This is a genomic window from Streptomyces sp. NBC_00572, from assembly GCF_026341815.1.
Lineage (GTDB): Bacteria > Actinomycetota > Actinomycetes > Streptomycetales > Streptomycetaceae > Streptomyces.
Genome location: NZ_JAPENX010000001.1, coordinates 5,137,325 through 5,156,823 on the forward strand (window position 1 = coordinate 5,137,325; position 19,499 = coordinate 5,156,823).

Sequence of the window (19,499 nt, forward strand, 5' to 3'; positions counted from 1 at the left end):
TTCCGTCGACAGGCGCCGGCTTCTCGTGGACCGGTCCGTCAGTGGATGATCCCCGTCCGCAGGGCCACCGCGACCATGCCGGCGCGGTCGCCGGTGCCCAGCTTGCGGGCGATGCGGGCGAGGTGGCTCTTCACGGTGAGGGCCGAGAGGCCCATGGAGACGCCGATCGCCTTGTTCGACTGGCCCTCCGCGACGAGCCGGAGCACCTCGACCTCACGGCCGGAGAGCTCGCGGTAGCCGCCCGGGTGGCTCGGGGCACCCGGGGGGCGGCGGTGGCCGAGCCGCGCGGCCGCGGCGCCGATGGGGGCGGCGCCGGGTCGGGTCGGGTGGCCGATGTTGGTACGGGTACCGGTGACTACATAGCCCTTCACGCCGCCCGCCAGGGCGTTTCGTACGGCGCCGATGTCATCGGCGGCCGAGAGGGCGAGGCCGTTGGGCCAGCCCGCGGCGCGGGTCTCGGACAGCAGGGTCAGGCCGCTGCCGTCGGGCAGGTGGACGTCGGCAACGCAGATGTCGCGCGGGTTGCCGACGCGGGGACGTGCCTCCGCGATGGAAGAAGCCTCGATCACGTCGCGTACTCCGAGGGCCCACAGGTGGCGGGTCACGGTGGAGCGGACGCGCGGGTCGGCCACGACGACCATGGCCGTCGGCTTGTTCGGGCGGTAGGCGACCAGGCTTGCGGGCTGCTCGAGGAGAACGGACACCAGGCCTCCTGGGGGGAAGGGTGCGGGACGGAGCCGGCTCGGGGAAGAAGCCGGGGGCGAACCCGTGCTGTGAAGGGGTCACTGGTTCCTTCGGCAGCTGGGCCGCCCGCCTTTAGGGAAAGATCACGATTTGGTGAGTAACAATTAGGGCAATTCGGACGCGTGATCGATCATCCTACGAGCGGGCCCCGCCCCGTCACCCCTGAGGGGGAGTGTCGGGGCCGTCGCTCGGACACTCCGAAGAGTGGCTTGATCCAGTCCCTCAGACCTGCTGCGGCCCCCGCCGCTGGGGCAACGAGACGACCCCCGCGCCCGACACCGTCCCCGTCGCCCCCGTCGCCCCCGTCGCCGGGTCGGCCGGCACGGGAGGCAGTCCCGCGATCTGGCAGAGCAGATCGCACCAGGCCGCCAGGTGCGCCCCGGTGTCCGGCACCCCGCCCAGACCCTCGCGTGGCGTCCAGGACGCCCGGATCTCGATCTGTGTCGCCGGCCTGCGGTCCGCGAGCCCGCCGAAGTAGTGCGAGCCCGCCATCGTGACGGTCCCGCTCGCCTCCCCGTACGCGAGGCCTCGGGCCTCCATGGCCCCCGTCAGCCAGGACCAGCACACCTCGGGCAGCAGCGGATCCGCCGCCATCTCCGGCTCCAGCTCCGCCCGGACGAGCGTCACAAGCCGGAACGTCCCCTTCCAGGCCTCATGGCCGTCCGGATCGTGCAGCAGCACGAGCCGCCCGTCCGCGAGGTCCTCCTCGCCGTCCACGACGGCCGCCTCCACCGCGTACGCGTAAGGGGCGAGGCGCTGCGGGGGCCTCGTCGGGTCGATCTCGATCTCGGGTCGCAGCCGCGCCGAGCGCAACGCCTCCACCGCCCGCCGGAACACGGGTGGAACCGGGTTCGCCTCCGTACTGTCCGCCGTTTCGTCCGTCCCTCGATCGCCGTCGGAATGATCGGAAAAATGTCCCTGAGCCGCAGCCATGCGGGGAAGAGTAGGCGGAACGGGGCCTCCGTGCAGGGAGGGACACCCTGCCCGGACGAGCGGCTTCCCGCCACATGCGAAGATTCTGGTCGTGAGCGCCAACGACCGCCCGACGGGCCAGCAGACGAAGCAGCAGTCGCGGACCTACGACTCCGCGTTCCTCAAGGCATGCCGGCGGGAGCCCGTGCCGCACACCCCCGTCTGGTTCATGCGGCAGGCCGGGCGCTCCCTCCCCGAGTACCTCAAGGTGCGCGAGGGCATCCCCATGCTCGAATCCTGCATGCGGCCCGAGCTGGTCACCGAGATCACCCTCCAGCCGGTCCGCCGCCACAAGGTCGACGCCGCCATCTACTTCAGCGACATCGTCGTCCCCCTCAAGGCCATCGGCCTCGACCTCGACATCAAGCCCGGCGTCGGCCCGGTCGTCGCCGACCCGATCCGCACCCGCGCCGACCTGGCCCGGCTGCGCGACCTGACCCCCGAGGACGTCCACTACGTCACCGAGGCCATCGGGATGCTCACCGGAGAGCTGGGCGACACCCCGCTCATCGGCTTCGCGGGCGCGCCTTTCACTCTCGCGAGCTACCTCGTCGAGGGCGGTCCGTCGCGCAGCCACGAGCGCACCAAGGCGATGATGTACGGCGACCCGCAGCTGTGGGCCGATCTGCTCGACCGTCTTGCCGAGATCACCTCGGCCTTCCTCAAGGTCCAGATCGAGGCCGGCGCCTCCGCCGTCCAGCTCTTCGACTCCTGGGTCGGCGCCCTCGCCCCGGCCGACTACCGCCGCTCGGTGATGCCCGCCTCGGTGAAGGTCTTCGACGCGGTCGCCGGCTACGGCGTCCCGCGCATCCACTTCGGTGTGGGTACGGGCGAGCTGCTCGGCCTCATGGGCGAGGCCGGCGCGGACGTCGTCGGTGTCGACTGGCGCGTCCCGCTCGACGAGGCCGCCCGCCGCGTCGGCCCCGGCAAGGCGCTCCAGGGCAACCTGGACCCGGCTGTGCTCTTCGCCGGGCGTGAGGTCGTCGAGGCCAAGACGGACGAGGTCCTGGCCGCCGCGAAGGACCTGGAGGGACACGTCTTCAACCTGGGCCACGGCGTCATGCCGTCGATGGACCCGGACGCCCTGACCGGTCTCGTGGAGTACGTGCACACGCGGACGGCGGTCTGAGGCGCACCCGACGCCTGTCCGACGGCCACCGGGGGAGACCCCCGGTGGCCGTCGCGCTTTCCTCAGACGGCCGCGCGGACCGCCGCCGTCGCCTTGCGGGCCGCGATCAGGACCGGGTCCCACACCGGTGAGAACGGCGGCGCGTACCCCAGGTCCAGGGCCGTCATCGACTCCACCGTCATCCCCGCCGTCAGCGCCACGGCCGCGATGTCCACCCGCTTCCCCGCGCCCTCCCGGCCCACGATCTGCACCCCGAGCAGCCGGCCCGTGCGCCGCTCGGCCAGCATCTTCACCGTCATCGGCGCGGCCCCCGGGTAGTAGCCCGCCCGGCTCGTCGACTCCACCGTCACCGTCACGTACCGCAGCCCCACCTCCCGGGCGTCCTTCTCCCGCAGGCCGGTCCGGGCGATCTCCAGGTCGCAGACCTTCGACACGGCCGTGCCCACGACCCCCGGGAACGTCGCGTAGTCACCGCCCACGTTCGCCCCGATGACCTGGCCGTGCTTGTTCGCGTGCGTCCCGAGCGGCACGTACCGCTCCCGGCCCGAGACCAGGTCCAGGACCTCGACGCAGTCGCCGCCCGCCCAGATGTTCGCGTGACCCCTGACCCGCATCGCCAGATCCGTGAGCAGCCCGCCGTACGCCCCCAGCGGCAGCCCCGCCGCCCGGGCGAGCGAGGTCTCCGGCACCACCCCCATGCCGAGGACCACGACGTCCGCCGGGTACTCGGCCTCCTCCGTCGCCACCGCCCGGACCCGGCCGTCCTCACCGGTCAGGATCTTCGTCGCCGCCGCCGAGGCGACCGTCGTGATCCCCAGGCCGTCCAGCGCCCGGTGCACCAGACGGCCCATGTCCGGATCCAGGGTCGCCATCGGCTGCTCGCCCCGGTGCAGGAGCGTCACCTCGTAGCCCCGGTTCAGGAGCGCCTCGGCCATCTCCACGCCGATGTAGCCCGCGCCGACCACGACCGCCCGCCGTCCGGGCGTCCCGTCGAGGGAGTCGAGCAGCGCCTGCCCGTCGTCCAGGGTCTGTACCCCGTGCACCCCCGGCGCGTCGATCCCCGGCAGCGCCGGGCGCTTCGGCCGGGCGCCCGTCGCGACCACCAGCTTGTCGAAGCCCGTCCAGGCCTCCGTGCCCGTCTCCAGGTCCCGTGCGAGGACCCGCTGCCCGGGCACGTCGACCGCCGTGACCTCCGTCCGCATCCGCAGGTCGATGGCGCGCGCCCGGTGCTCCTCGGGGGAGCGCGCGATCAGCTCGTCGCGCGTGGCGACGTCGCCGCCGACCCAGTACGGGATGCCGCAGGCCGAGTACGAGGAGAAGTGACCGCGCTCGAACGCGACGATCTCCAGCTCCTCCGGCCCCTTGAGCCTGCGCGCCTGCGACGCGGCGGACATCCCCGCCGCGTCGCCACCGATGACCACCAGTCGTTCGCTCATGGGGACAGCCTATTTTTCGGGCCCGTTCCCCGGCTCACTCGTCGTCGGGCGTCTCCGCGGGCACAGGGGCTCCGGCCGCGTTCCGCGCCGACCGGGGCTCCGGCAGGGCCGCCTGGCCGGCGGTCGTGCGCCCGGCGCGGCGGGGGCGTACGACGTGGCGCCAGACGAGGTGGACGATCAGGGCCACGGCCAGCCAGGGCGCCAGGGCCGCGAGCACGACGACCGCCCAGGAGACCGCGGCGACCAGGGCGTTCCAGCCGCCGCTCAGGGCGTCACCGAAACCGGGGCGGCTCTCCTCCTCGCGCTCGGCGGCCGGCGGCTTCTCCTTCTGCGCCAGTTCCAGGGTGATCGTCGCGAGCGACGTGCGGTCCTTCAGCGAGGACTGCTGGGCCAGCAGCGACTCCAGGTCCGCCTGGCGGCGGCTCAGCTCGCCCTCCAGGGTCACCACGTCCGTCAGTTTCTCGGCCCGTTCCATCAGCGCCCGCACCCGCGCCACGCTCGCGCGCTGGGTGGCGATCCGGCTCTCCACGTCCACCACCTGCTCGGTGACGTCCTTGGCGTCGGCCTTGCGGGCCAGCAGCTTCCCGGTACCCGTGAGCTCGGTGAGGACGGAGTCGTACCGCTCCTGCGGCACCCGCAGCACGATGCGGGAGGTGACGTACCCGTCGTCGATCCGCTCCGTCGTCTCGTTCTCGACGTGCCCGCCCGCTCCCGCCGTCACGTCGCGCGCCGTGGCCAGCGCCTTCGTCACGTCGACGACCTCGACCGACAGGGAGGCGGTACGGATGACGTGCTGCTGCTGGGCGGGACCCTTCGACGGGGCCGACGGCGCCGACGCGGCCGACGTGTCCTTCTCGGCGCCCGATCCGGAGTAGCCGTCGGCGGCGCCCTGGGCGTCCGCGGGCTTCGCCGCGCTCAGGTCCCGCTTGGCGTCCCCGGCCATGTCGCCGCCGCCCGCTCCGCAGCCGGTGAGGACCAGCGCGGCCGTGAGCAGGACGCCGCCCGCCGCCGCCCGCGTTCTTGCCGTCGTACGTGAGCTCCGCATCGAGTGCCCCCCAGGGGTGGTAGGTGTTGCCGGTTCGACGTATCAGCCCACCGAACGGGTTGCCCTCCGTCGGTAGCGATGCGGTCACGGTCCGGCCTCGGAACGGGAGCGGCGGGAAGAGACGGCCTCGTCACGGGAGCCGTGGGCGATTTGAGAGAGTGGTCCCATGAACGCGGACACCACGGGACTCCATGTCGTCGTCGCCGGAGGCGGTATCGCCGGACTCGCGGCCGCTCACCGGCTGGCCGTCGCCGGCCACCGCGTGACCCTCCTCGAAGCGGGGAGCCGGGTCGGCGGCAAGCTGCTCGCCGGGGAGATCGCGGGCGCCCCCGTCGACCTCGGTGCCGAGTCGCTGCTCGCGCGCCGCCCCGAGGCGGTCGCCCTCGCCCGGGCCGTCGGCCTCGGCGACCGGCTCCAGGCCCCCGGCACGACCACCGCGTCCGTCTGGTCCCGCGGCGAGCTCGTCCCCATGCCCAAGGGACACGTCATGGGCGTCCCGGGCGACGCCCACACCGTCGAAGGCCTCCTGTCCCGGGAGGGCGTGCGCCGGATCGGCCTCGACGGCGAGCTGCCCCCGACCGAGATCGGCGAGGACATCGCCATCGGCGAGTACGTCGCCGCGCGCATGGGCCACGAGGTCGTCGACCGGCTCGTGGAACCCCTCCTCGGCGGGGTGTACGCCGGTGACGCCTACCGCATCTCGATGAAGGCCGCCGTCCCCGCCCTCTTCGAGGCCGCCCGCGCCCACCCCACGCTCACCGCCGCCGTCCGCGCCGTCCAGCGGGCCGGGGCCGCCGTCCCCGCCGACGCGGCGGGCGCCGCCACCGGCCTCGGCGGCTCCGTCTTCCTCGGCGTCGAGGGCGGTGTCGGCACCCTGCCCGGAGCCGTCGCCGACGCGATCCGTGCCGCGGGCGGCGAGATCCACACCGGAACGTCCGTGACCGCCCTGCTCCGCACCGGCGCCGACGGCTGGCAGGTCGTGACCCGGCACCGGACGTTCGACGCCGACGCCGTCGTCCTCGCCACCCCCGCCGACATCGCCGCCGGACTCCTCGGCGGCCACGCCCCGGACGCCGCCGCCGAGCTCGACGAGATCGACTACGCCTCCATGGCCCTGGTCACCCTGGCCTTCCGCCGCACCGACCTGCCCGCCCCGGCGGGCTCGGGTCTCCCCGCCCTGCCGGGCTCGGGCTTCCTCGTGCCGCCCGTCGACGGCCACACGATCAAGGCCTCCACCTTCTCCTCGCAGAAGTGGCGCTGGGTCACCGACGGCGCCCCCGACCTGTTCGTGCTGCGCACCTCCGTGGGCCGCCACGGCGAGGAGGAGCAGGTCCACCGCGAGGACGCCGACCTCGTCGCCGCCTCCCTCAAGGACCTCGCCGCCGCCACCGGGCTCGCCGCCCGCCCCGTCGCCACCACGGTCACCCGCTGGACCGGCGGCCTGCCCCAGTACCCGGTCGGCCATCTCGCCCGGGTCGCCCGGGTCCGCGAGGCCGTCGCCGCCCTCCCCGGACTGCGGCTCGCGGGCGCCGCGTACGACGGTGTCGGCATCCCCGCCTGCATCGCGTCGGCCCATCGAGCGGCAGACGAGATCATCGCCACGTCGAAAAGGACCGACCCCGGTGCGGGGCACTCCCTGTGACGGGCGAGAATAGGCGTATGAGTGCGCCCGAAAAGATCCCGAACGCCGGTAAGAAGGCGAAGGACCTCAACGAGGTCATCCGCTACACCCTGTGGTCTGTCTTCAAGCTGCGCGACGTTCTCCCCGAGGACCGCGGCGGCTACGCCGACGAGGTCCAGGAGCTGTTCGACCAGCTCGCGGCCAAGGACATCACCGTCCGTGGCACGTACGACCTCTCCGGTCTGCGCGCCGACGCCGACGTGATGATCTGGTGGCACGCCGAGACGAGCGACGAGCTCCAGGAGGCGTACAACCTCTTCCGCCGCACCCGCCTGGGTCGCGCCCTGGAGCCGGTCTGGTCGAACATGGCGCTGCACCGCCCGGCCGAGTTCAACAAGTCGCACATCCCGGCCTTCCTGGCCGACGAGAACCCGCGCGACTACGTCTCGGTCTACCCCTTCGTGCGCTCCTACGACTGGTACCTGCTGCCGGACGAGGACCGCCGCCGGATGCTGGCCGACCACGGCAAGATGGCCCGTGGCTACCCGGACGTCCGCGCCAACACGGTCGCCTCCTTCTCGCTCGGCGACTACGAGTGGCTCCTCGCCTTCGAGGCCGACGAGCTGCACCGCATCGTGGACCTGATGCGTCACCTGCGCGCCTCCGAGGCGCGGATGCACGTCCGCGAAGAGGTCCCGTTCTACACCGGTCGCCGCAAGAGCGTCGCCGACCTGGTGGCGGGCCTGGCCTGACGGCCGTACGAAAACCTGGTGGTGGCCCGGCTCCCGGCCGGGCGCGCCGCCCCTTGACCCGGAAGATCAGACGGCAGGCGGAACATGGCCTGCCGCTCCAGCGACACCGGGTCCGGCTCCGGGTGCGGCGCGCATGACGCGCGCCGCACCGGCGTCATTTCCGGGGTCTTTCGGCCTCCGGGATCCTTTCTCTCTCAGCGCCGGCCGCGCAGAGCCGCTCTCAGCTCCGGCTCCAGGACCGCGGGCCCACGCGTCGCGAGGGCCGTCAGGGGATCGGTGGCCGAGAGCCCCGCGAGCAGCCGCTGTCCGGCCGGCGAGGCCCAGCGGGTGTGCGGGTAGACCTCGATCCGCCCGATCAGCAGACAGAGCCCCGACGCGAGCAGCGGCAGGGCGAACCCGGCGAGGACCGGGGCCCGTTCGGCGGCGGGCACGAGCAGCGCCGACGCCGTCCCGAGGGTGAGGCTCAGCAGGAAGCCCGCCCGCACCGCACCCAGCCCGGCGTCGACCTCCCGCCGGCCCGACGCGGGCACGGCGAGCCCCCGTTCGACCAGCCGCTCCGCGAGGAGGTGTACGGAGTCGGTGGCGGCGACCACCGGACGTACGGCGGGAATCGGCGCCTGTCCACCGGGCCCGAGCGCGCCGATCACGGCCCGCTCCAGTTCGTCCCCCGCGCAGGCGTCGGCGTTCACGACCGTCGCCCAGCCGGTGCGGGCGAGCAGCAGCCGCCGCGCCCGGTGCATCGACACGAGGGTCAGATCGGTGACCCGCAGCGGCCCGCCGGCGAGGTAGGCCGCCTCGCCGAGGGTGAGTTCGGGTGCGGCCCCGGCGGACGTGTCCCCGCGAGCGGGCCGGGCCGCCGCGAGCGTCGCCCGGCAGAGCCGCGCACAGCCGACGCCGGCCACGACACACGCCACGAGCAGCAGCGGAACCCAGACCATGTTCGATTTCTACGGGAGGCCGGGCGGGCCCGCCACCGGAAGAGTCGATCAGCTGCTTGAGCTGGAGCACGAACTCCCGCTGGAACTGGAGCTGGAGCACGAACTGGAGCTTGAGCTGGAGCACGAGCTTCCGCCCCCGCCCCCACCGCAGCCCGAGCCGCCCCCGGAACAGGACCCGGACGAGCACGACGACCCGGACCCGCCGCCGGAGCAGGAGCTGCCGCCCCCACCACCCCCGCCGCCGCAGGCGCTGGTTCCCGCGCACCACACGGCGGCCGCTCCGAAGTCGTCGCCCGCGTCCGTGCTGTCGTACCGGTACGGCGCGGGGCGCCTGCCTCCACCTCCGCGCCGCCGGGGCGGCCCGTAGATCCGGGCGGCGGCCAGGATCTGCTCCCGCAGCACCGGATCGGGGAGGGCCCGGAGCCCGTGCAGGGCCACCAGCAGGGCGGCGTCCGCGAGATGGGCGTGAGCCCGCCCGTACGCGAAGACCGCGCTCCGGCCGGCCGGGGTGACCTGCCGGGCGGCGAGCGACCCGCAGACGAGCGCCGTGAGACCGGCGGCGAGTATCACCGGCACCACCTTGAAGACGAACGGGAACGAGGGCCGGGGGGAGGCGGCGATGTCCACGGCCGTGAGGACGATCGACACCGGGAACAGCGCGAGGGCCGTGAGGCCGAGCACGGCGCACCACCGGAGCGTGGTGCGCCGGGTCGCCGGGTCGACGACGAGCCCGCGCGCCGCGAGCCCGTCGCCGATCTCCTGGACCGCCGGGTGCCGCATCACGGCCATGCGCAGGTGGTGCAGGGCCCCGTGCGGGGCGGTGGCGTGCGCCTGGAGCACGGCGCGCTCCACCGGGTCGTACGCGGTGGGGCGGACGACGGCCACGATGCCGGGGCCGCCGATCGCCAGCCTGCCGTCCGCGTGGAGGGCGGCGAGGGCGGTGTCGACGACCCTGGCGGGGCCGCCGTTGAGGAAGGCGGCCTCGTACCGGTCGTGGACGGGCCCGCCGGGTCCCCGGCGGGTCCGGACGACCCGGGTGACGAGCAGCGTGATGCCGGTGATGCCGGCGAGGTAGCAGAGCGCGGTCAGGACGTCCACGGGCACCTCATCTCCTTACCAGTGCGTGGCGGGCGGCCCGTACGAGCCGGGTGGCGCGGCCCGGCGGGCGGTTGCCGGAACGGTCCTGCCACCACTCCGTGAGCCGCCGCCGTGCCGCCGGATCCTCCGGCCGTCCGGCGACCAGCAGATGCTCGGCGAAGTCGAGCGCGTCCCGGCGGTAGCCGCCGGTCATGGGCCGGGATCTGGCGTACGCGAGGAAGGCGGGCCGGTAGCCCTTGCCCAGGATCTCGGGCAGCTCCGGTGCGACCTTCGCGACGACCCCGGCCCGCTTGGCCGCGAGCGCCCGGCTCTGTACGCCGAGCCGCCGGCTGTCGAAGCCCTCGGGCACGGGGGTCCCGGCGACCAGCGCCGACAGCAGGGCGGCCTGAGCGACGGCGACGCGCTGCCGGGCCCCGGACTGCGGGGCGGGCGCGGCCTCCGGTACGGCGTCGGGCACGTCGGGCACGTCGCGCGCGCCGCCGGGCATGAAACCGCCCGAGACGCGGGCGCCGGCGCCTATGAGGAGCGGCGCTTCGGGTGCGGGTCGCGAGGAACGGGCGCCGTGCTGGTGGGCTGTGCCCACCCGTTCCGCCCCGGCGGAACGTACGCCCACAGCGGCGGCGGTCGTCGCCCGGATCGCGCGCAGTTCGTCGGCCAACTCCTCCGCGGCAGGAAAGTCGTCGTCCCGCTCAAGCAGCACGCCCGGCGGCGCGACCCGGGACGCGAGGTCCGCCAGTACGTCGAGCACCGCCCGCGGCACGGGATGCGCGTGCGTGTCGTGCCAGACCCCGTCCCGCTCGACACCCCCCGCCACGTGCACATAGGCGATCGCCTCCACCGGCAGCTCCGACAGGGCCCCCGCCGGATCTTCGCCCCGGTTGACGTGGTTGGTGTGGAGATTGGCGACGTCGATGAGGAGCCGTACCCCCGTACGCTCCACCAGCTCCGCCAGGAACCGCCCCTCGCTCATCTCCTCGCCGGGCCACGAGACGAGCGCCGCGATGTTCTCCAGGGCGAGCGGCACGGGCAGCGCGTCCTGCGCGATCCGTACGTTCTCGCAGAGCACGTCGAGCGCGTCCCACGTCCTGGGCACGGGAAGCAGGTGGCCCGCTTCGAGCTGCGGGGTCGCCGTGAGCGGCCCCCCGGCCCGTACGAACGCGATGTGTTCCGTGACCAGCGGCGCTCCGAGCGCCACCGCCTTCTCGCCGAGCGCGGCGAGCCGCGCCGGGTCGGGCCGGTCGGCGCCCCCCAGCCCCAGCGAGACGCCGTGCGGCACGACCGTGACGCCGCGCTCGCGCAGCCGGGTCAGGGAGTCGGGCAGATGGTCCGCGCAGATGTTCTCCGCGACGACCTCCACCCAGTCGACGCCGGAAAGACCCTCCACCGCCTCAGCGATCTCGGGGCGCCAGCCGATGCCGATGCCGAGTTCCGTCATGTCCCCCTCCTTCGGTCCTCAGTCACCCACCTGATGGCCCCGCCGGAAACGTTCGAACCCCGAGAGGGCGACGTTCAGAGCTTGATTTGAGGTTCCATTTCAGTCACGCCGAACGGGGGGTGTCCCTCCGCAAGAGCGGGGGGCCGGCACCAGTGCGCCGGGCTGTGTGACGCACGAGGCTGAACGGGTCGTACAGGAAACCCACTTGGAGGACATCGTGGTCACGCGCTTATCGGTGCTGTGCTGCATTCTGCTGCTGGGAGGCCCGGCCGTGGCCGCTGCCGCCCCCGCGCCGCAGGCCCAGGTCCAGCTCCAGACGCGGCACGAGGAGCGAGCCCGCGGCACCCTGCTCTCCGCCGAGAAGCTGTACACGCTCGACTCCGCGCAGGCCGTGGCCGAGGAACTGGGCAGGGCCGGTTTCGACGGCGGCGTCGTCGAACACGGAGTGGTCGCCTACCGGCTGGTGTACCGGACGATCGACGCGCAGGGGCGGCCCACCACGGCGAGCGGCCTGCTCGCGCTGCCCCTGAGCGGTGAGCGGCGGCTGCGGGTGGTCTCCTTCACGCACGGCACCGGCAGCCACAAGGACGACTCCCCGTCGATGCGCCGGGGCGCGTTCGTCTCCGCGCCGGTGATCGCGCACGCGTCGGCGGGAGCGGCCGCCGTGGGACCCGACTACCTGGGGATGGGCGTGGGGCCCGGTCCGCACCCCTGGATGGACATCGAGTCCGAGACCACGGCCTCCCTGGACATGCTGAGGGCGGCCCGCAGCTTCGCGCCGCGCACCGGGCGCGTACTGGAACGCGAGGTGCAGGTCACCGGCTTCTCCCAGGGCGCGTCGGCGGCCCTGGGGCTCGGACGGGCTCTTCAGGCGGGCGAGGACCGCTGGTTCAGGCTGGGCGCGCTGGCCCCGGTCAGCGGCGCCTACGACTTCGGCGGCTCGGAACTGCCCGCGCTCCTCGCGGGCCGGCTCGAACCCAAGTCCGGCGTGCTGTACGCGGCCTACACCCTGGTGGCCTTCAACCGGCTCCACCCCGTCTACGACCGGCCCGACGAGGTCTTCAAGGCCCCGTACGCCGACACGGTCGAGGCCCTCTTCGACGGGGCGCACACGGGCGAGCAGCTGATGCGCGGCACCCCCGGCACGCTCGACGCCCTCCTGACCGCCCACGGCCGCGAGCTGCTCGCGCGTCCGACGGGCGGCCTGGCGGCGGCGCTCCGCGGCACCGACGCCGTGTGCCGGGACTGGGCTCCGCGCACACCGACCAGGCTCTACACGGCGACCGACGACGAGCAGGCCGTCACGGCCAACACCACGGTGTGCCGCACGGAGTTCCTGAAGCGCGGCGTGGACGTCCCCGTCGTCGACCTCGGCCCCGTCGAGTACCACGGATCCCGTCACCTGGGGTCGAACGTCGCGGCCACGACGGAGATCGTCCGCTGGTTCGAGCAGCTGCGCGAGCGCTGACGGAGAAGCGGGGGGCAGGGCCCGGCCGACCTCCGGCTCAGCCGGCCGGGCGGGGGAACGCGGACACCACCGTGCACGAGCCCGGGGCGATCTCCGTGAACCCCGCGTCCCGTACCACCGGAAGTCCGCTCGCCGTCAGCGCGGGCCAGTCCCCGGCCGCCGCGGTCCGGACCGCGAGCGGGAAGCCCGCCTCGCGCCAGGTCTTCCGGTCGGCGTCCGTCATCGCCCACCACAGCAGCTGCGCGCCGTGCCCGGCCTGCGCCATCGCCTTGCCCGCCGACATGTCCAGCTCGGGGTTGAGCCACAGCACGGCCGCCCCCTCCGGTACGGGACCGGGCGCGGCCGGGTCGTCGAGATCGGTGCCCGAGACCTGGAGCTTGGCCAACTCCTTGGGCCAGCCGTCGAGCGGGACCGGCGGGAAGACCCGTACCTCCGCCTCGGTACCGGTGACGGTGATTCCCGGGAGCGCGCCCGCGCGCCGCCACTCCGCGCCGCGCGCCCGGCGCACCACCTTGCGGATCCGGGCGTCCTGCCAGTCGGTCATCACCTGGGCCCACTCGCCCTCGCCGAGGGAGCGGTCGTCGGTGAGGATCTCCAGGACGGCCCGCGCGGCGGTCTCCAGGGCGTCGGTACGGGACGGCGGCGCGTCCCGTTCGATCCGCACGACCAACGGCAGGACGAACTGGGGGTTCTCATCGCGGAGATCGGTCTCGTTGCTGCTCACCGGGCAAGTCTGCCACTGCCATCACGGGTGATTCTTGTGGGAACGGGTAGTTCCGGGCCAGGATGCCCCTCATGAAGAGTGATCTTTTCACCGGCGAACACCTCGCCGAGACCGCAGACTTTCCGGGGATGACCCTCCAGAACGCCAAATCCGTCAAATACACCGTCAACGGCGAGATGCACGCCCGCCAGGGATCGATGATCGCCTTTCGCGGCGACCTCCAGTTCGAGCGCAAGGGCCAGGGCATCGGCGGCCTGCTCAAGCGCGCCGTCACCGGCGAGGGCCTGGCGCTGATGGCCGTACGCGGCCAGGGCGAGGCCTGGTTCGCCCACGAGGCGCAGAACTGCTTCATCGTCGAGATCGAGCAGGGCGACGCGTTCTCGGTCAACGGCCGCAACGTGCTCTGCTTCGACTCCACCCTCCACTACGAGATCAAGACGGTGAAGGGCGCCGGGATGACCGGGGGCGGCCTCTTCAACTCCGTCTTCTCCGGCTACGGCAACGTCGCCCTGATCTGCGAGGGCAACCCGATCGTCATCCCCGTCACCCCGCAGGCCCCGGTCTTCGTCGACACCGACGCCGTCGTCGGCTGGAGCGAGCAGCTGCGCACCTCGCTGCACCGCTCGCAGTCCGTCGGTTCGATGATCCGCGGCGGCTCGGGCGAGGCGGTGCAGCTGAAGCTGGAGGGCCAGGGCTTCGTGGTCGTCCGTCCCAGCGAGCTGACCCCGCAGAAGACCTCGAATTGAGGCTGGAGCGGGTCGGGCGCCGGCACGGCCTCCGGGGGCCGTGGGTCCTCCGTGAGGTCGGTCTCGACCTGCCCGGCGGGACCCTCGTCCGGGTCGTGGGCGCCAACGGCACCGGCAAGTCGACCCTGCTCCGGATCGTCGCCGGCGTCGACGCGCCCACCGAGGGCCGCGTCACCGGCCGCCCGCCCCGCACGGCGTACGTCCCCGAGCGCTTCCCGGTCGCGCTGCCCTTCACGGCCACCGACTATCTGGTCCACCTCGGGCGGATCCAGGGCCTCGGCGGGGCCGCGGCGCGGGCACGGGCGGGGGAGTGGCTGGAGCGCTTCGGGGCGGGCGGGCACGCCCGTACGGCCATGGCGGAGCTCTCCAAGGGCACCAGCCAGAAGGTCGCCGTGGCCCAGGCCCTGCTCGCCGACCCGTCCCTCCTCGTCCTCGACGAGGCCTGGACCGGCCTCGACACGGGCGCGCGTGCGGAACTGGACGCGGCGGTCCGCGAACGCCGGGCGGCCGGCGCGACGGTCGTCTTCGTCGACCACGACCCACGACGGCTGGCAGGGGAGCCGGACGCGGTCCACGAGGTGAGGGAGGGGCGGGTGCGGGAGGCCGCGTACCCGGTCCACGCGGACTCCGGGCCGGCCGCGCCCCGCGTCCGGATCACCGTCTCCGGGGGCCGCCGCCCGCTCCCGGACCACCTCCCGGGAAACCCCGTCACCTCACCCGGTTCCGAGGACGCCCCCACCGGCCTCACAGTCCTCACCGTCGACGCGGCGCACTCCGACGCGCTTCTGAGCGCGCTCCTCGCCGCCTCCTGGCACATCCACCACCTCGGCACCGAAGGCGTACGGGTATGACGGCGCTCCTGAGCTACCAGACCGGGCTGCTGCTCCGCTCCCAGCGCTGGCTCGCACCGCTGCTCCTGTACGCGGCGTTCCTCGGTGTCGGCGTCAACGTCGGCGAACCCGTCCTCGGCGCGCTCGGCTTCACCGCCGCCGCGCTCCTTCCGGTGACCGCCTGGACCGTGCGGATCTGCCTCACGCAGGAGCCGCCCGCCGCCCGGAACGTGGTCGCGGCGGCGGCCGGCCGGGGCCGCGCGCATCTCGCGGCGCTCGTGACGGGCACCGTACTGCCGGTGCTCGTCGGCGCGGTCGCCGTGCTCGTGGTGACGGCGACCGGCGACCGGCGGGGCGTCACCGCGCTCGCCGCCACGACCACCGGGCTCCTGGCGGCCCTCGCCTGCGCCCTCACGGGCGCCGCCGTCGGCACGCTGGCCTCCCGCCCCTTCGTCCGGGCCCCCGGCTGGTCCCTCGCGGCCGTGGTCCTGGGCTCGCTGCTCGCCCTGGTGACCACCGGCTCCCCGGCCAAGCACGCGATGACGGCCCTGATCACCGGGGCGCGCACGGCGACCGCGGACCCGCCGTGGCTCGCCTGCGCGGGCGCCGTGCTCCTCGCGGCGGCGTGCGCGGCCCTCGCCTGCCGGGCCACGGCACGCCTGGAGTGAGTAGGCTCGAAGGCATGAGCGAGTCCATGTCGTACTGCGCCCCGGAGCCCGCCCCGAAGCCCGAACCGGCGACCGAGGGCCCGTTCGCCGCGTGCGTGCTGTGCCAGGAGCCGACCGAGTACCCGGAGTCGACGAAGGGCATCACTCTGTGTCCGGTCTGCGAATGGCAGGAGGCCCAGCGCACGGCCTGCTCCGGCTGACCGGGCCCTTACCCGCCCATCAGCTCCGAGACCTTCACGAAGCGGTAGCCGCGGGCGCGGAGTTCCGGGACGATGCGGCGGATCGCCTGCTCCGTGACCGGGGCCGCGCTGCGCGTGCAGTGCATGACGACGAGGGAGCCGGGCTTCACGCCGTCGAGGACCTGCTCGGCCACCGCGTCCCCGTCCTTGGCGAAGGCGTCGCCGCTGACCACGTCCCACTGGACGGCCGTCACTCCCGCCGGGGCGAGCGCGCGGAGGGCCGCGTCGTCGTAGCAGCCGCCGGGGAAGCGGAAGTAGGGGACGACGTTCACGGCCCCGGCGTCGCGGAACGCGTCGAAGGCCCGCTGCACGTCCGATGCCATGTCCGGTCCGGCGACCGTCGGAAGGCCGTAGCAGGGGGACGCGAAGGCGTAGTGGCTGTAGGAGTGGTTCGCGATCTCGAAGCGCGGGTCGCCGCCGATGGACTTGGCCTGGTCCGGGTACTCCTCCGCCCAGCGGCCCGTCATGAACACCGTCGCGTCCACCTTGAGCCGGCGCAGGGTCGCGATGAGCGGGGGGTTGTCGAAGTGTTCGCCCCGCGCGGCCCGGGGCCCCTGATCGGCCGTCATGTCGGCGTCGAAGGTGAGCGCGACGACCTTCTCCGCGCCCTTCGTCCGGCGCGTGTACACGGGGGTGAGACCGCCGGGCCCCGGCGCCATGGTGGGCGGCGCCGCGCGTTCGGCCGCGGGCTTGGGCCCGGCCGCGGCGCTCGCCCGGGGCGAGGGGCTGTGGGTGACGGCGGGTCGCGGCGCCGCCGGTTCCTTCGCCGGGGAGGTCTCGGCGGCGTCCCGGCCACAGCCGACGAGGACGGCGCCCAGAAGACCGAGCGCCGCCAAGTTTCGTACAGAAATGTTCACGATCGGAAGTTAACTGATCAAAGTGTCTAACGCTCGCGACTCGACAGCAGCAGCACCCGAGTCCACGCACTGAGCTGACGCACCATCGCGTCGGCATGCGCGGCCCGCTCACGGCGGAAGGGGAGCACCAGCAGGGCGGGCACGAAGGCGAGCGTCACGAGCAGCAGGGGCAGGGTCGCGACGAGGACGATGAGGGCACGCTGGGCCCAGCGGAGAGTACGCATGCGGGTTCCTTCGGTTCCTTCGGTTCGGGGATGAGCGAGCCCCCACCGTCGGACCCGTCCGGTACGTTGCGAAAGCCGCAACCGTTGCCGTCGCGGCGTCAACACCGCGGGGGGAGAGGCACCATGACCGAAGTCGCCCGTACGCAGGGCAGCTCGTCGGAGATCGAGCGCGGAGGGGTCGCCGAAGTTGCGGCCCTCGGCAACGTGTTGACCGGACTGTTCAACCGGCTCGGCATCAACCGGACCCAGTACGCCCACCGCGTCCACCTCGACAAGTCCGCCGTCTCCCGCTACCTGAGCGGCCGCCGGCTCGCGCCCCAGGAGTTCGTCGACCGGCTGGTGAGAGAGGTGGAGGAGCACGTCGGCGCGCCCCTCCAGCCGGAGGCGAAGGAGGCCCTCCGGAACCAGCGGCTCGACGCCCTGCGCGTCTGCAACCCGGACGAGTTCCAGCTGGAGAGCCTGCGGGGAGAACTGGCCCGCTCGCGCCGGGACACCCAGCGCGCCGAGCGCAACATCGAGGCGCTGCACACCCTCCTGGAGAGGAAGGAGGACGAGGTCCGTCGCCTCGCCGACGACCTCACCCGCCTCCGCCTGGACTGGGGCGCCGAGCGCGCCGACCCCGCCCGCACCTACGACCTGCTGCGCGAGATCGCGCAGCTCCGCGAGGACCTCGGCGACGCCGAACGCCTCCGCTCCGACGCGGAGCGCCACGGCGAGGGGTTACGGGACCGGGTGCTGAGTCTGGAGGAGGAGCTGTCGCGGCGGCGCCCCTCGACCGGGGACGTGCCCCTGGAGGCGCTCAAGGCCCAGCTGGTGGAGCTGTGGGAGGAGGAGAGCTTCCCCGAGGCGAGCCGTGACCTGACGGAGGCGGCGTGGTCGCGTCCCCTGGACGAGCTGGGTGGGTTCCTGGACTGGGTGAAGGAGACGGCGGGGCTCACCCCGGCGGTGACGTTCGTCGCCGATGTCGCACGGCTCAGGCCGTTGGAGGACGTGCTGGCCTTCGCCCCGGAGGTGGCATGGCAGGGGCGGTCCCGGATCCAGGAGTCGTGGACCTCCGCGGTGGCCGCTCGGGTCACCTCTCGCAACGCGGCCGCCGTCTTCCAGGGGCTGCGGAAGACCGAGACCCGGTCCGACTCCGAGAGCGACCGTGTGCTCGCCGAGGCGGTGTCCCGGGTGCGGAGCGACGCGCAGGCCGTCGCGCTCGTCTCGGCCGCACTGTCCGGTACCGCGGCGCCGGGGCCGCTGAAGCGGGTGGCGGCGACGCTGGCCTGGAGGCGCCGGGCGGATCGGTTCGGACTGCGGGTCGCGGTCGGGCTCGCGGAAGCCGGCAGGTACGACGTGGCGGCCCTCGTGCTCGACGCCGCCTGTCTGGGCGAGACCGCCGTGCACAACGACGACCTGATGCTTGAGGAGTACCTCCCGACCGAGGCCTTCCTGGGGCTCAGCGCGGCCGTCCGGGAGATGGGCGATACCCGGATCGGCGTCCTGTTCGATCTGGTGACGTGGCTGGACGACACGTACGTCATGACCGCCTTCGCCGTGTGGCTGGCCCACGACGACGAGCCGCACCTCTTCGACCGGCTGCTCGCCACGATGGCGGATCAGGGCCGGCTGGGCGTTCTCGACCTCCGGATGTCCGGGACGCTGAGGGCGGGCGTCAGGGACTGGCGGCGCCGCTCACGTGGCCAGTAGCCTCCGCCGGCACTCGGCCACGTCGAAGTCCCCCGGCGGGTACGCCGGATCCAGCGCCTCCAGGTGTTCGAGCAGCAGCTTGCTGATCGCCCAGTTGCGGTACCACTTGCGGTCCGCCGGGACCAGGTACCAGGGGGCCCCGTCCGTCGAGCAGCGTTCCAGGGCGATCTCGTACGCCTCCCGGTACGCCGGCCACAGCGCGCGGTCCTCGATGTCGCCCACGTTGAACTTCCAGTGCTTCTCCGGGTTGTCCAGGCGCTCCAGGAGACGGCCGCGCTGTTCCTCGTACGAGATGTGGAGGAAGACCTTGACGATCGTCACGCCGTCGTCGGCGAGGGACTGCTCGAAGCGGTCGATCTGGCCGTAGCGGCGGCCGAGCCGGGAGCGCGGGACCAGCTCGCGCACGCGGGCGATGAGCACGTCCTCGTAGTGCGAGCGGTCGAAGATGCCGATCTCGCCCGGACGGGGGAGCGCCTTCATGATCCGCCAGAGGAAGGGGTGGTTCTGCTCCTCCGGGGTCGGGGCCTTGAAAGCGTGGATACGGCAGCCGGACGGGTTGAAGAGGCCGATGACGTGCTTGACCGTGCCGCCCTTGCCACTGGTGTCCATCCCCTGGAGGACCAGGAGCACGCGTCGGCGGTCACCGGCCGTGCTCGCCGCGTACAGGCGTTCCTGGAGGTCGGCGAGGCGCGGCGCGAGGGCGGCGGTGGCGGCCACACCGGCCGCCTTGTCGACGGGGCCGGCCGGGGTCGCGGAGGCGTCGTACGAGGTGAGGTCGACGCGCTCGCCCTCGGGGACGCGGAGCAGCTCGCGCAGGGACGCTTCCCGATGCTTCCGCTTCTTCTTGCCGTCCGGCTTCCCGTCCTTCTTCGCCACCTCGT

The 19,499-nt window shown here is 73.5% G+C and carries 20 protein-coding genes; 9 read left to right on the top strand and 11 right to left on the bottom strand.

The window, feature by feature from the left end:
* Nucleotides 1–38: 38 nt before the first annotated feature.
* Both OG514_RS23590 and OG514_RS23595 read right to left on the bottom strand, forming a co-directional pair.
* Complete coding sequence (locus OG514_RS23590; RefSeq protein WP_015037008.1) at nucleotides 39–704, bottom strand: response regulator transcription factor; 666 nt, start codon at nucleotides 702–704, stop codon at nucleotides 39–41.
* A gap of 262 nt (nucleotides 705–966) precedes the next feature.
* Nucleotides 967–1,677 carry a DUF3000 domain-containing protein gene (locus tag OG514_RS23595; protein ID WP_266897950.1) on the bottom strand — a complete coding sequence of 237 codons (711 nt, stop codon included), beginning with the start codon at nucleotides 1,675–1,677 and terminating at the stop codon, nucleotides 967–969.
* A gap of 91 nt (nucleotides 1,678–1,768) precedes the next feature.
* Between OG514_RS23595 and hemE the strand changes: the two genes are divergently transcribed.
* On the top strand, nucleotides 1,769–2,845 hold the full coding sequence (hemE, locus tag OG514_RS23600) for a uroporphyrinogen decarboxylase (RefSeq protein ID WP_266897952.1): 1,077 nt from the start codon (nucleotides 1,769–1,771) through the stop codon (nucleotides 2,843–2,845).
* Nucleotides 2,846–2,907: 62 nt separating this feature from the next.
* On the opposite strand, the gene OG514_RS23605 is transcribed toward hemE, so the two are convergent.
* Nucleotides 2,908–4,281 carry an FAD-dependent oxidoreductase gene (locus OG514_RS23605; RefSeq protein ID WP_266897954.1) on the bottom strand — a complete coding sequence of 458 codons (1,374 nt, stop codon included), beginning with the start codon at nucleotides 4,279–4,281 and terminating at the stop codon, nucleotides 2,908–2,910.
* A gap of 34 nt (nucleotides 4,282–4,315) precedes the next feature.
* The gene (locus tag OG514_RS23610; RefSeq protein ID WP_266897956.1) at nucleotides 4,316–5,326 is read right to left on the bottom strand and encodes a DUF4349 domain-containing protein; all 1,011 of its coding nucleotides are present in this window, start codon (nucleotides 5,324–5,326) and stop codon (nucleotides 4,316–4,318) included.
* Nucleotides 5,327–5,492: 166 nt separating this feature from the next.
* Between OG514_RS23610 and hemG the strand changes: the two genes are divergently transcribed.
* Both hemG and hemQ read left to right on the top strand, forming a co-directional pair.
* Nucleotides 5,493–6,968 carry a protoporphyrinogen oxidase gene (hemG, locus tag OG514_RS23615; protein ID WP_266897958.1) on the top strand — a complete coding sequence of 492 codons (1,476 nt, stop codon included), beginning with the start codon at nucleotides 5,493–5,495 and terminating at the stop codon, nucleotides 6,966–6,968.
* Between the two features lie 17 nt (nucleotides 6,969–6,985).
* Entirely contained in the window at nucleotides 6,986–7,699 is a 714-nt protein-coding gene (gene hemQ / locus OG514_RS23620) for a hydrogen peroxide-dependent heme synthase (protein ID WP_229313113.1), read from the top strand.
* 194 nt (nucleotides 7,700–7,893) lie between these two features.
* On the opposite strand, the gene OG514_RS23625 is transcribed toward hemQ, so the two are convergent.
* Genes OG514_RS23625 through OG514_RS23635 form a run of 3 tightly spaced genes read right to left on the bottom strand, consistent with a single transcriptional unit; the run spans nucleotide 7,894 to nucleotide 11,170 of the window.
* Complete coding sequence (locus tag OG514_RS23625) at nucleotides 7,894–8,637, bottom strand: TIGR04222 domain-containing membrane protein (RefSeq protein WP_266897963.1); 744 nt, start codon at nucleotides 8,635–8,637, stop codon at nucleotides 7,894–7,896.
* Between the two features lie 48 nt (nucleotides 8,638–8,685).
* Nucleotides 8,686–9,741 (bottom strand): TIGR04222 domain-containing membrane protein, encoded by a 1,056-nt coding sequence (locus OG514_RS23630; protein WP_266897965.1) that lies wholly within the window; start codon nucleotides 9,739–9,741, stop codon nucleotides 8,686–8,688.
* Nucleotide 9,742: 1 nt separating this feature from the next.
* Complete coding sequence (locus tag OG514_RS23635; RefSeq protein WP_266897967.1) at nucleotides 9,743–11,170, bottom strand: DUF692 domain-containing protein; 1,428 nt, start codon at nucleotides 11,168–11,170, stop codon at nucleotides 9,743–9,745.
* Nucleotides 11,171–11,441: 271 nt separating this feature from the next.
* On the opposite strand from OG514_RS23635, the gene OG514_RS23640 reads away from it, so the two are divergent.
* Complete coding sequence (locus OG514_RS23640; protein WP_266897969.1) at nucleotides 11,442–12,638, top strand: lipase; 1,197 nt, start codon at nucleotides 11,442–11,444, stop codon at nucleotides 12,636–12,638.
* A 37-nt stretch (nucleotides 12,639–12,675) separates the two neighbouring features.
* Here the strand turns inward: OG514_RS23640 and OG514_RS23645 are convergent, their stop codons facing one another.
* The gene (locus tag OG514_RS23645; RefSeq protein WP_266897971.1) at nucleotides 12,676–13,362 is read right to left on the bottom strand and encodes a peptidyl-tRNA hydrolase; all 687 of its coding nucleotides are present in this window, start codon (nucleotides 13,360–13,362) and stop codon (nucleotides 12,676–12,678) included.
* A 71-nt stretch (nucleotides 13,363–13,433) separates the two neighbouring features.
* Here OG514_RS23645 and OG514_RS23650 point away from each other — a divergent pair, with 71 nt between their 5' ends.
* From OG514_RS23650 to OG514_RS23665, 4 genes are read left to right on the top strand one after another with little or no spacing between them, the layout of a single operon-like run.
* Nucleotides 13,434–14,108 carry an AIM24 family protein gene (locus OG514_RS23650; RefSeq protein WP_266897973.1) on the top strand — a complete coding sequence of 225 codons (675 nt, stop codon included), beginning with the start codon at nucleotides 13,434–13,436 and terminating at the stop codon, nucleotides 14,106–14,108.
* Nucleotides 14,105–14,959, top strand: coding sequence for an ATP-binding cassette domain-containing protein (locus OG514_RS23655; protein ID WP_266897975.1), 855 nt, complete (start codon nucleotides 14,105–14,107; stop codon nucleotides 14,957–14,959). The genes OG514_RS23650 and OG514_RS23655 overlap by 4 nt, the downstream gene beginning before the upstream one ends.
* Nucleotides 14,956–15,606, top strand: coding sequence for an ABC transporter (locus OG514_RS23660; protein ID WP_266897977.1), 651 nt, complete (start codon nucleotides 14,956–14,958; stop codon nucleotides 15,604–15,606). Before OG514_RS23655 ends, OG514_RS23660 begins: the two co-directional genes overlap by 4 nt.
* A 14-nt stretch (nucleotides 15,607–15,620) precedes the next feature.
* Complete coding sequence (locus OG514_RS23665; protein ID WP_266901035.1) at nucleotides 15,621–15,806, top strand: hypothetical protein; 186 nt, start codon at nucleotides 15,621–15,623, stop codon at nucleotides 15,804–15,806.
* Nucleotides 15,807–15,814: 8 nt separating this feature from the next.
* Here OG514_RS23665 and OG514_RS23670 read toward each other — a convergent pair whose 3' ends face one another.
* Both OG514_RS23670 and OG514_RS23675 read right to left on the bottom strand, forming a co-directional pair.
* Nucleotides 15,815–16,702, bottom strand: a complete 888-nt coding sequence (locus OG514_RS23670) for a polysaccharide deacetylase family protein (protein WP_266897979.1) — start codon at nucleotides 16,700–16,702, stop codon at nucleotides 15,815–15,817.
* A 26-nt stretch (nucleotides 16,703–16,728) separates the two neighbouring features.
* A complete protein-coding gene (locus OG514_RS23675; protein WP_055601762.1) occupies nucleotides 16,729–16,926 on the bottom strand; it encodes a hypothetical protein in 198 nt (65 codons plus the stop codon).
* Nucleotides 16,927–17,049: 123 nt separating this feature from the next.
* Between OG514_RS23675 and OG514_RS23680 the strand changes: the two genes are divergently transcribed.
* Nucleotides 17,050–18,618 (top strand): hypothetical protein, encoded by a 1,569-nt coding sequence (locus tag OG514_RS23680; protein ID WP_266897982.1) that lies wholly within the window; start codon nucleotides 17,050–17,052, stop codon nucleotides 18,616–18,618.
* Here OG514_RS23680 and OG514_RS23685 read toward each other — a convergent pair.
* Entirely contained in the window at nucleotides 18,604–19,494 is an 891-nt protein-coding gene (locus tag OG514_RS23685; protein WP_266897984.1) for a PPK2 family polyphosphate kinase, read from the bottom strand. The genes OG514_RS23680 and OG514_RS23685 overlap by 15 nt on opposite strands.
* Between the last annotated feature and the right edge of the window lie 5 nt (nucleotides 19,495–19,499).